Origin of the sequence: Neobacillus rhizosphaerae (assembly GCF_937468385.1) — a bacterium.
GTDB classification, from domain to species: Bacteria; Bacillota; Bacilli; order Bacillales; family Cytobacillaceae; genus Neobacillus; species Neobacillus rhizosphaerae.
The window spans coordinates 85,770-97,130 of sequence record NZ_CALBWS010000020.1; the positions used below are offsets into that span (position 1 = coordinate 85,770).

The 11,361-nt window shown below is 40.9% G+C and carries 8 protein-coding genes and 1 riboswitch; of the genes, 7 read left to right on the top strand and 1 reads right to left on the bottom strand.

Annotated features, from left to right (window positions below; all coding sequences use genetic code 11):
* Positions 1–79 precede the first annotated feature (79 nt).
* The 5 genes from M5A78_RS15200 to M5A78_RS15220 all read left to right on the top strand — a co-directional run bounded on the left by M5A78_RS15200 (position 80) and on the right by M5A78_RS15220 (position 7,252).
* Entirely contained in the window at positions 80–1,375 is a 1,296-nt protein-coding gene (locus tag M5A78_RS15200) for an ABC transporter substrate-binding protein (RefSeq protein WP_248736123.1), read from the top strand.
* 172 nt (positions 1,376–1,547) lie between these two features.
* Positions 1,548–2,372, top strand: a complete 825-nt coding sequence (locus M5A78_RS15205) for a carbohydrate ABC transporter permease (protein WP_248736138.1) — start codon at positions 1,548–1,550, stop codon at positions 2,370–2,372.
* A complete protein-coding gene (locus M5A78_RS15210; RefSeq protein ID WP_248736124.1) occupies positions 2,369–3,199 on the top strand; it encodes a carbohydrate ABC transporter permease in 831 nt (276 codons plus the stop codon). Before M5A78_RS15205 ends, M5A78_RS15210 begins: the two co-directional genes overlap by 4 nt.
* 12 nt (positions 3,200–3,211) lie before the next feature.
* On the top strand, positions 3,212–6,265 hold the full coding sequence (gene ebgA, locus M5A78_RS15215; protein WP_248736125.1) for a beta-galactosidase subunit alpha: 3,054 nt from the start codon (positions 3,212–3,214) through the stop codon (positions 6,263–6,265).
* Positions 6,266–6,496: 231 nt separating this feature from the next.
* The gene (locus M5A78_RS15220) at positions 6,497–7,252 is read left to right on the top strand and encodes an NRDE family protein (RefSeq protein ID WP_248736126.1); all 756 of its coding nucleotides are present in this window, start codon (positions 6,497–6,499) and stop codon (positions 7,250–7,252) included.
* A gap of 92 nt (positions 7,253–7,344) precedes the next feature.
* On the opposite strand, the gene M5A78_RS15225 is transcribed toward M5A78_RS15220, so the two are convergent.
* Positions 7,345–7,950 (bottom strand): DedA family protein, encoded by a 606-nt coding sequence (locus M5A78_RS15225; protein WP_248736127.1) that lies wholly within the window; start codon positions 7,948–7,950, stop codon positions 7,345–7,347.
* Between the two features lie 185 nt (positions 7,951–8,135).
* On the opposite strand from M5A78_RS15225, the gene M5A78_RS15230 reads away from it, so the two are divergent.
* Positions 8,136–10,328: an alpha-galactosidase gene (locus M5A78_RS15230; RefSeq protein ID WP_248736128.1), complete on the top strand. Its 2,193-nt coding sequence runs from the start codon at positions 8,136–8,138 to the stop codon at positions 10,326–10,328.
* A 193-nt stretch (positions 10,329–10,521) separates the two neighbouring features.
* Positions 10,522–10,701, top strand: a complete 180-nt coding sequence (locus tag M5A78_RS15235) for a DUF3934 family protein (RefSeq protein WP_248736129.1) — start codon at positions 10,522–10,524, stop codon at positions 10,699–10,701.
* A gap of 52 nt (positions 10,702–10,753) precedes the next feature.
* Positions 10,754–10,947, top strand: a riboswitch (cobalamin riboswitch).
* Positions 10,948–11,361 lie beyond the last annotated feature (414 nt).

The window sequence follows — 11,361 nt, forward strand, 5'->3', positions numbered from 1 at the left end:
AATCAATATAGCCTACAAAATCTCTAAACCATATGATAGCGCCTATACGAAAAAATTGATCAAAATAGGGGGATTAAGCATGAAAAAGTACATGTCAATAATGATAGCGATACTTCTTTTATTACTAGCTGCCTGCTCAAATAATACAGCCGGAGACCAAGGAAAAACTGGGGATGCAAAACATCCATCTGGAACAATAACCGTTTGGGGCTGGGATGTCGCTGCTTCAACGATGAAAGCAGCAGTAGAGAAGTTTCAGAAACAGTATCCAGATGTAAAAGTGAAAGTGGAGGATTTTAATAGCGGAGACCTTTATGAAAAGTTAACTGTGGGCTTAGCAGCAAGAGGATCAGGTTTACCCGATGTCGTTTTAATGGAGGATGAACGAATTCCGGGATACGTTCACCAATTTCCTACTGGATTTTTACCATTAAACAAGCTTGGATACGATAAGTATAAAGATTCCTTTAACCCAGCTAAGGTCGCAACAGTGCAGAATAAAGACGGAGATTTCATTGCTGCACCATGGGATATTGGTCCAGCAGGAGTGTTCTACCGTGTAGATTACTTTAAAAAAGCAAATGTGGATCCAAATTCTATCAAAACATGGGATGACTACATTGCTGCAGGAAAAAAAATTAAAGAAGCAACTGGTGCTAAGCTGCTGCCAATTGATATCCCGAACTATGATGGTGTTTTCCAGATGATGATGCAGCAGCAAGGCCTTTCTTATTTTGATAAAGACGGGAAACTTGCCTTACAATCCAAAGAAGCTATCCGTGCGATGGAAGTAATTAAAAAGCTGCATGATGCAGATTTAGTCCTAAACAATAAAGGCTGGGATGGAATTGTAACCGCTACTGTAAATGGAAGTGTAGCCACCGTTCCTTATGGTGTCTGGTATGCAGGTTCCATCATGGATCAAGCACCAGATTTAAAGGGAAAATGGGATGTATTTTTTTTACCAAGCTTTGAAGAGGGTGGCTCAAGATTTGCAAACGTAGGGGGTTCATCGTTGTTGATTCCTTCAACAAGCAAAAACCAATCTGCTGCATATGCCTTTGTTGAATTTTTCACAACAGATAAAGACTCCCAATTGTTAGGTTTTGAAAAATATGGACTTTTCCCATCATTGAAGGAAACATATAGCGCACCACAATTTACAGCTAATAGCGAGTACTTTAACAATAGTCCGATTTTCAAAAAATTTGCCGATATTGTCGATCAAGTGCCACAAATTAACGTAAACGAAAACCTTGCAAAGGCCAGTAGCATTATGAGTAATGCCCAAGCAGCCATTTTACTTGAAAATAAATCAGTTGAATCAGCATTAAGAGATGCGCAAAAACAATTAGAAAATGAACTAAAAAAATAGTTTTAAGGTGAGCTGAGAGGTCGAGTTTCAACTCCTCTCAGCTCTATTATCTTTAATCTAGAAAGAGGTGTCCCGGGTGGATCAAACAGAAAAGGTAGTTAGGACCACAACAGACTTTCGAGTCAAAAATAGAAAAAATCTACTAACACCCAAAAATGCTCCTTATTTTTTTATGGGCCCAGCATTTTTATTAATTCTGATTTTTACCGTCTATCCAGTTATCTCTTCGTTTATCCTAAGCTTTCAAGAGGTACGAGGCATAGAGAAATCATTTGTAGGTTTTTCAAATTATTCTCGATTATTTCATGATCCAGTTTTCTATAAATCCCTGTTAAATACCTTTCAAATATTGATTGTCCAAGTGCCAATCATGCTTACTCTTTCGTTATTGATTGCTGCGGGGCTTCATTCTTCAATGTTAAAAGGGAAGGCATTTTTTCGCATCTCTTACTTTATGCCTGCGATCACAGCCCTTGTTGCGGCATCGATTGTTTTTATGATCCTATTAGATGAGCATTTCGGAATTGTCAACTATTTCTTGTCATTCGTCGGTGTTGATTCTATCCCTTGGTTAACTACGCCATTTTGGGCAAAGGTTTCCGTGATAATTGTGATGACATGGAGATGGACAGGATATAATATGGTCATTTTTCTAGCGGGATTACAGAATATCCCATCTGAATTATATGAAGCGGCGAGTATTGATGGAGCGGGTAAAGTAAAACAGTTTTTTTTGATTACGATTCCTCAATTAAAGCCTGTGTTTATTTTTACTGTTGTCATGTCAACCATCGGAACACTTCAGCTATTTGATGAGCCCTTCATTTTGACAAATGGTGGACCAAATAGTGCCACAATGACGATTACGTTATATCTATATGAAACAGGGTTTAAATTTTTTGAATTTGGATATGCATCGGCCATTGCATATGTGCTTGTCCTTATTACGGCAATCATTTCTTGGATTCAAATGAAACTAGTAGGTGATGAAGAATGATAACTTCTAAGAAAATATCGTCCAAAATAGGGATTTATAGTTTGTTGATTGCAGGTGTGATTCTCTCAATTGGACCGTTCTATTGGATGCTCGTTGGTTCTACGCTACCTTCTGGTGAGATTTTTCATATTCCACCTAAGCTCCTTCCCGGAGATCACTTAGCGAAGAACTTTCAATCACTTAATGAGTCTTTAGGGATTGCCAAAATATTTTGGAATTCCCTATTTATTGCCCTAGTGTATACATTTACTTGCACCCTTATTAGTGCTATGGCTGGGTACGCTTTTGCAAAATTCCATTTTAAAGGAAAGAACTTGTTTTTTTTCATTATTCTATGTACGTTAATGATTCCTTCTCAAGTGACACTGATTCCTTTGTTTGAAATGATGGTTTCCTTTAATTGGTTAAATACGTATCAAGCCATCATTTTACCAAGCCTGGCTTCCCCTTTTGCGATTTATTTAATGAGGCAGAATATGAAGGCGGTTCCAGACTCTATTATTGAGGCTTCCAGGGTCGATGGCGCTGGGGAACTAAGAATATTTTTTACGATCATATTGCCGGTTGTAAGACCAGCACTAGCTGCGGTTTCTATTTTTCTATTTATGTCACAGTGGAATAGCTTAATTTGGCCGCTGATTACATTAAATTCAAAAGAAATGTTTACACTGCCTGTGGCATTATCAAGTTTAATTGGAATGGCGAGAATTGACTATGGACAGGTAATGCTAGGAACCACGTTATCTACCATCCCGATAATGCTCTTCTTCCTGCTGCTCCAAAAGCATTTTATTTCAGGGATATTAGGTGGATCTGTAAAGGAATAGAGGTGTGAAAAGATGAAAAACATGAAAAGATGGGAAGACATCCATACAGATGGGATTAACCGCTTGAGTGCCCGCACTCACTATATCAGCTATCCTTCCCGTGAAGTAGCAGACACGGGTGAGGTGAGCAATAGCCACTTTCATCAAAATTTGAACGGCACGTGGAAATTTACGTTTCTAGAAGCCCCTGAATATTGGCCAGATGGGTTTTATCAAGATGATTTAGATACAAAGGATTGGGATGATATTACGGTTCCTGGGAACTGGCAGCTGCAGGGTTATGGGAAGATGCATTATTCCGACCTGTGGTATAACTTCCCGATTATCCCGCCTCGTGTACCAACGGATAACCCAACAGGCATTTATCGCCGTGAGTTTGAGCTCGATCGCAGCCTTGAGGGCGAACAATTAATTATTCGTTTTAATGGAGTTGATTCTGCCTACGAACTGTATGTAAACGGAGAGTTTGCAGGCTATAGTAAAGGCGCGAGGATTCAAGCAGAATTTGATATAACCGGCCTATGCCGTCAAGGTACAAACACCTTGACAGTCCGTGTGTTCCAGTGGTCGGACGGCACCTATTTAGAAGATCAGGATATGTGGTGGCTAAGCGGGATTTTTCGTGATGTTGAACTCTATACGAGACCAACTGCTGGTCTTTATGACTACACCGTGAACACGGAGCTTGATAGTGACTATCAGAATGCAACACTATCGGTTTCGGTTAAGCTGACAGAGCAGCGTAGCCAAACGATTGTTTATGAATTAAACGATCCAGACGGAAAACAAGTTTTTATCGAGGAAAAGCAGGCGGATGAACCTTTTAGCAAAAATGTTGTAGCACCATTGAAATGGAGTGCCGAAGAGCCTTCTTTATATCATTTTTATATGACAGTCAAAGAGGATGATAGAATAATTGAGGTGCTTCACCAGCATGTCGGCTTCCGTTCGATTGTTATCGCAGGTGATACATTCCTTGTCAATGGTGTCGCCATTAAGTTCAAGGGTGTAAACCGTCATGACTACAACCCTAAGACAGGCCGAGTGGTGACGAAAGCGGAAATTGAGCGCGACATCAAAACCATGAAGCAAAACAATATTAACGCGATCCGTACGGCTCATTATCCGAATGCTCACTATCTCTATGACCTATGTGACCAATACGGGATGTACGTCATTGATGAAACGGATCTAGAATGTCATGGCTTTGAATTGACAGGAAAATATGATTGGATTAGTGATGATCCTGCCTGGGAAACGGCTTATGTCTCACGCCTGGAACGGATGATTGAGCGAGATAAAAACCATCCATGTATTCTCATGTGGTCGCTTGGAAATGAATCGGCCTTTGGTCATAACTTCCGCGCGATGGCCAAACGAGCGAAGGAAATGGATCCAACACGTCTTGTTCATTATGAAGGAGATCGTGCGGCAGAGGTAACCGATGTGTACAGTACAATGTATACATGGCTGGAACAACATGGGGACAGGCTGACAATGGATAAAGTGATTGAGAAATCAAAAAAACCGCATATTCTCTGTGAGTATGCACATGCCATGGGAAATGGGCCTGGCAATCTAAAAGAATATCAAGATTTATTTTACAAGTATGATAAGCTTCAAGGCGGATTTATTTGGGAATGGTTTGATCACGGAATCGAAACTGTGGCAGACGACGGCACTGTTTACTATCGTTACGGCGGAGATTTTGGCGATGATCCAACAAACGGAAACTTTTGTATTGATGGGTTAATCATGCCTGATGGTATGCCGTCACCAAGTTTAGCTGAATATAAGAAGGTTATTGAGCCAGTTCAAACAGAATGTATTGATTTGGAGAAGGGGATTTTCCGACTCCATAATCGGTATGATTTCCTTTCATTAGATCATTTAGAGTTAACATGTTCATTGTTTGAGGATGACAAACTACTGGAGTCCTTTACGGTTGAACTTCCTAAGCTTGTGGGTCGTGAAACAGCAGAGCTTCAGCTGCCATTAGGACAAGATATCGAGAAAGTTAGTGGTGCCAACTATTATTTCGGGTTTGCCTATACACTAAAACAAGACACACCATGGGCAGCAAAAGGTCATGAGTTAGCGAATGCTTCCTTTGTACTCCCTGGTAAAGAGAAATTGCCTAAAGTGCATGTAGATGGAGACCTCCAGGTTATTAAAGAGGGCGCACTATTAACAGTTTATGGGACTGATTTCTCCATAACCTTCGATTGTGTCAGAGGAACATTAAAACAAGTAACCCGAAATGGGAAAGTTCAGATTGAGAAGGGGCCGCAGTTCCATTTCTGGCGTGCGCCGATTGATAATGATATGTACTATGTGACGGATTATCGAACCAAATATTTCATGCATTTAGGACATGAAATTGTCGAAGATGTTCAATACGAGTTGAAAGACGGAGTGTTTGAATGGCATACAGATGCATTGTACGGGACGACAAACAGTTCTTGGTATTATCAACTTCAATATCATTACAGCATCTATCCTGACGGTGACATTGTCTGTAAGATTGACGGAGTGGCATCAGGCATGAAGGAAAATGCACCGGTCATGATACCGCGGTTAGGTTTGCAACTTCAGCTAAATAATGATTTTGTCCAAACTGAATGGCGTGGCAGAGGCCCCGGAGAAAGCTATGGTGATTCTAAACAAGCGAATCACTTAGGTGTATACAGAAAAACGGTTGATGATTTGTTCACGAACTATGTGAAACCGCAAGAAAATGGCAACCGTTCCGATTGTGACTGGGTCAGCTTCACCGACAATGATACAAATGGCCTTATTTTTATCACCAATGATACGTTTGATTTTAGTGCATCACACTATGAAGTCAGTGATCTAGAACAAGCGAAGCATACTGTTGATTTGAAACCGCGGGACTACATTGTCTTAAATATTGATTACAAGCAAAATGGTCTCGGCAGCAACTCCTGTGGACAGGACCAACTAGAAAAATACCGATGTAAATTTGAAGACTTCGCCCTTTCATTCCGGATTTCGCCATTCAACAGCAAAAAAACAACTGCAGTAGAGCTTGGCCGCGAAAAATAAGGTGTCAGGCACCACTCGTGGACATTTGTCTGCTTGTGGAGGACGGTGTGCGAATGGTGTCAGGCACCAAGAAAAGTTGGCAGGTAACTAGGTTCTGCCAACTTTTTTCTTTTCTTGTTCCGTGGTGTACAAAGGTTCACCGCAATTTGTCGATTTCAAATAAGTGAGAAGTTAATGGATAGATCCGGCAGAATTAATGCTATAATTTTTAAAAAAAGGTGTGAATTGTCAATGTGTTTAATATTGTTTGCCTATCAAGTACATCCAGTATATAAACTCATCGTGGCTGCAAACAGAGATGAATTTTATCAAAGGCCGACTGCACCGGTACATTATTGGGAAGACAATCCTGAAATCCTTGCCGGACGGGATTTGGAAAAAATGGGCACTTGGATGGGAGTTACCACCGTAGGACGTTTCGCAGCGCTGACTAATTATCGAGATCCCAAAGAGTTAACAGATGGGAAACGGTCTCGCGGAGAGTTGGTAGCAGAAGCCCTGAAATACAAGGGTAATGTAAAAGACTATATGCACAGTCTTGCCGAAAACAATGAGGTTTATCTTGGTTATAACTTACTTGCGGGCGATGCAAATGAGCTATTTTATTATTCGAATATTGGCCAAGTGCTGCAAAAGATTGAGCCAGGTATCTATGGTATCAGCAACCATTTGTTAAATACCGAATGGCCAAAAGTGAAAATAGGCAGGGGAGAAATGTCGCAAATCATCACCGAAAAACAGGGGGATTTGGCAGGAAAACTTTTGGGGCTGCTCCAGAATTCTGATTCTGCCCCGGACGGACTTCTCCCAAGTACAGGCGTTTCACTAGAATGGGAGAGAATGCTCTCACCCCTGTTCATCAAAAGTGAGCATTACGGTACTAGAAGCTCGACCGTTTTATTAATGTCGGAAAGAGAGATCCAATACGAGGAACACGTCTTTTCGAAGGATGGTGTACATAATCAGAAATACACGATAAAACTATGAGCATCATCCCATAGAAAAATGAATCAAACGTTTGAAAAAATGTAGTCAAAAGAAAAACTCCTCGAATATCAAGGAGTTTCGTCGTCTGATTTTTATTCTTCTAACATCCCCAGCAGCCTTTTTTTCCTCCAATGTGTATAAAAAATAAGGCAGCCGATCAGGAAGATGAAAATAAAATACATACTATATTTAGAAAGATACGTCCCAACAATCATCCAGTTCCCACCAAGCACTCTTCCTAGAGTAATAAAAGTAAAACACCAGGTTACTGCCCCTGAATAGGCAAATAGGGCAAACCTACGAAAGGAGTAGCCATTAATACCAGCAAGATAGGCGGTGATGTGCCGAACTCCGGGAATAAAAAAGCCGATAAATAAGAGAAAAGGTCCAAATTTCATAAACAGTTTTCTAGTTCTATTCACTCTTTCTTCCGTAATATGTAATTTTGGACCAAGCTTTATCAAAAATGGTAGTCCTAATTTTACCCCTAAGATATAACTTAAGGAAATACCCCCACAAGCCCCAACCATTGCACATAACAACGAAGGCAGGTAAGACATTTTACTATCAAAAACATTATATCCTACATAAGTTAGCAGAACCTCATCTGGGATCGGGAGACCAATAATACCTCCAACCAATGAAATGATAATTCCAAAATAGCCATAGTGTTCAATTAAATGATTCAAATGCTGCATAATATCAACACATCCTAGGATTAACATTAACACCAGAGCCAGCTTACCGCCTTTATTTTCTACCAAAAAATAAAAATAATGTAATATTTTCTTGGTTTCTTACACCGTTTTTAATCCTACCGAATTGTTTAACCTTGGATTGAATATAGTAGGATAAATGATTTTGTTTTTAGGGGGGAGTCTGCGTGCCGATTGAGTGGAATGAAAAGGAACAAGTATTTCATCTATATAGTGGCAGAATGAGTTATATCATTCAGATTGTCCATGGAAAATATCCTGCGCATTTATACTGGGGCAAGCGGGTTCGGGTGCAACAGCCATCTTCTATCCTGACCTTTAAGGGCAGGGCATTTTCTCCGACTACGGAACCGACCGACCCCAAGTTTTCCCTTGATACATTGCCACAGGAATATCCGGCGTATGGAAACGGGGATTTCAGATCACCTGCCTATCAGCTTTGTTCCCCAGATGGGTCAACAATTACGGAATTTGTTTTTGATTCCCATGAGATTTTTCAAGGGAAACGCCCGCTTAATGGGTTGCCTTCCGCCTATGTCGATGATGATTCTGAGGCGGATACATTAGTTATCACACTGGTTGATTCACTGCTTGGGGTTGGGATGAATCTCAGTTATACGGTCTACCGTGACCTTGATGTTATCACCAGATCTGTTTCCATTGAGCACCTTGGCAGTCATGAAGTGGAATTACATAAATGTATGAGTATGTCGGTCGATTTCCACCAATCGGATTGGGACTGGCTCCATCTACATGGAACATGGGGGAGGGAACGTCATATTGAACGGCGGCCCTTGCACCACGGGATTCAAACCATTTCTTCAGCTAGGGGGGCAAGCAGCCATCAGCATAATCCTTTTGTAGCCTTACTTTCGAAGAATGCGAACGAAGACAATGGCGATGTTTATGGAATTAGTTTAGTTTACAGTGGGAATTTTCAAGCTGACCTTGAAGTAGACCCTTTTCAAACAACAAGGCTCGCAATCGGGATCAATCCGTTTGATTTTACCTGGTTGTTAAAGCCGGGAGAAACGTTTCAAACTCCAGAGGCCTTAATGGTCTATTCTTCTGATGGCCTCGGTGGGATGTCCAGAACGTATCATCAATTACTTCGAACCAGGGTTTGTCGTGGTGTTTATCGTGACAAAACGCGTCCGATTCTCTTCAATAGTTGGGAAGCTACCTATTTTCATTTTACTGAAAAAAAGCTAAAGGATATTGCTGTGGCCGGAAAAGAACTAGGAATTGAGCTGTTCGTCTTGGATGATGGCTGGTTTGGTCGTCGTGACAATGATAAAAGCTCATTAGGTGATTGGGTGGTAAATAAGAAAAAACTGCCTAATGGGCTAAAGGGCATAGCTGATTATATTGGGACAAAAGGGATGCAGTTTGGGTTGTGGGTCGAGCCGGAAATGGTTTCTCCGGATAGTGAATTGTACTGCAACCATCCTGATTGGTGTCTGCATGTGCCGGGACGCAAGCGGACGCTGTCTAGAAATCAATTAGTCCTTGATCTAAGCAGGGAAGATGTAGGGAATTACTTAATTGATACCCTAACGAAGGTTTTTAAGAGTGCTCCGATTTCGTATGTGAAATGGGACATGAACCGAAATATGACGGAAGTTGGTTCGGCCCGGCTGCCTCCTGAAAGGCAAAGGGAAACAGCACACCGCTATATGCTTGGCCTATACCGGATTTTAGAAAAACTAACTGAACGATTTCCAGATATTTTGTTTGAAAGCTGCTCGGGTGGTGGCGGCCGTTTTGATCCGGGTATGCTGTATTACATGCCGCAAACCTGGACGAGTGATGATACCGATGCGGTCGAAAGGTTAAAAATTCAATACGGAACAAGTCTTGTTTACCCAGCCATTACGATGGGGGCCCATGTCTCAGATGTGCCGAACCACCAGGTGGGCAGGACAACCTCGCTTTTAATGAGATGCCATGTGGCAATGGCGGCAAATTTGGGTTTTGAATTAAAAATCGATCAGCTGAGCAGTGAGGAGAAAACACTAGTCGCCACGCAAATCCAAAAGTATCAACAAATCAAAGATGTGGTCTGTTTTGGTGACCAATTCAGGCTGTTAAGCCCATTTGAAGGAATGGATACAGCGTTGATGTATGTGACTCCAGATCAGGAAAAAGCGGTTGTATTTTATTACAAAACACTGGCCACTCCGAATCCTCCCTTTTTTCGGCTAAAATTGCGCGGACTAAAGTCAGGGGAGATGTATAGAGTAAACGATGATGATAAGGTTTTTTTTGGAGATGAGCTTATGCAAATAGGCTTAAGTTTGCCATTAATTAAAAAGGATTTCACCTCTTATCTTTTTCAAATCCAAAGGTTAAAAAAGTAATTTTGATGAATACGTCAAAACCTCCGTAGAAGGAGGTTTTTTGGATAGATATTTCTTTAGAACACTTACGATTTTGGATGATTGAAACATCAGCGGGGCTCTGACTGCCGGCATTTCAGGACTAAACATGAAGATTTGTGTTAAACTAACCCAAGACTTGTATCTAAATTCACAATAATAATGGAGTGTTTATATGAGTAATGCTAAAGGAAAAAGCGGAACAGGCAGAGGAACAGGCAAAAAGGGCTGGAATCGTTGGCAAGCAGGTGCTAACAGAGCAAAGAGCGCCAAACCATATGTAAGCAAAGGGGTTAAAAAAGCTGTAAATGCAAAAACCACCAGCAACAATAAAAATGACACATCCGAAATGTAGCAACCTAGTTTTGAAATATCACAGTTAGTGGGTTATGCTAAATTATAACAATTGAATACTATTGCATATTGGTTTTTTTGCATACGATTGCAAAAAATGAAAAGGGAATCATGTGAGAATCATGAACGGTCCGGCCGCTGTAATTGGAGAGCAACCTTCTATCTATGTCACTGAGTTTAAACTTGGGAAGGCAGAAGGAAGCAATGACCCAAAAGTCAGGAGACCTGCCAAAATGTATTTGTGGAACCTTCCGGGAAAAGGCGATGCTTAGTTGGTGTACATATATTGGTGTTTTCTGTAAATCCGTATATTTAAAATAAACAAAGCCTTGATTTTCTTAATGGAGGATCAAGGCTTTTTGTATGGAAAAGGGGCGGAGCGCCGCAAAAGCGAATTAGTTTATCCAATTCAAGTGAAATAAATACATTTTTCACTTCGAATTAGGTGAAGTTCTGCTCTGCTCACACCGCCTTTATTAAGTTAGCTTGGTTTTTAGAACGAATTGTATTTCCATGGTAGATGGTGGCGTGTAACGCCATTTACGTTTTCTGTGGAAAAGGGGCGGAGCGCCGCAAAAATGAATCACTTTAACCAGTTAAAGTGAAATACCCATTTCACTAGACGAAAGATGTGAAGTCTAGCTCTGCTCTCACCGCCTTT

Excerpts from the sequence above, each read along its gene's own strand:
- M5A78_RS15225 (WP_248736127.1), bottom strand. The coding sequence starts at position 7,950 with ATGCAGCATTTGAATCATTTAATTGAACACTATGGCTATTTTGGAATT.
- M5A78_RS15200 (WP_248736123.1), top strand. The coding sequence starts at position 80 with ATGAAAAAGTACATGTCAATAATGATAGCGATACTTCTTTTATTACTA.
- M5A78_RS15235 (WP_248736129.1), top strand. The coding sequence starts at position 10,522 with ATGAGTAATGCTAAAGGAAAAAGCGGAACAGGCAGAGGAACAGGCAAA.
- M5A78_RS15210 (WP_248736124.1), top strand. The coding sequence starts at position 2,369 with ATGATAACTTCTAAGAAAATATCGTCCAAAATAGGGATTTATAGTTTG.
- M5A78_RS15205 (WP_248736138.1), top strand. The coding sequence starts at position 1,548 with ATGGGCCCAGCATTTTTATTAATTCTGATTTTTACCGTCTATCCAGTT.
- ebgA (WP_248736125.1), top strand. The coding sequence starts at position 3,212 with ATGAAAAACATGAAAAGATGGGAAGACATCCATACAGATGGGATTAAC.
- M5A78_RS15220 (WP_248736126.1), top strand. The coding sequence starts at position 6,497 with ATGTGTTTAATATTGTTTGCCTATCAAGTACATCCAGTATATAAACTC.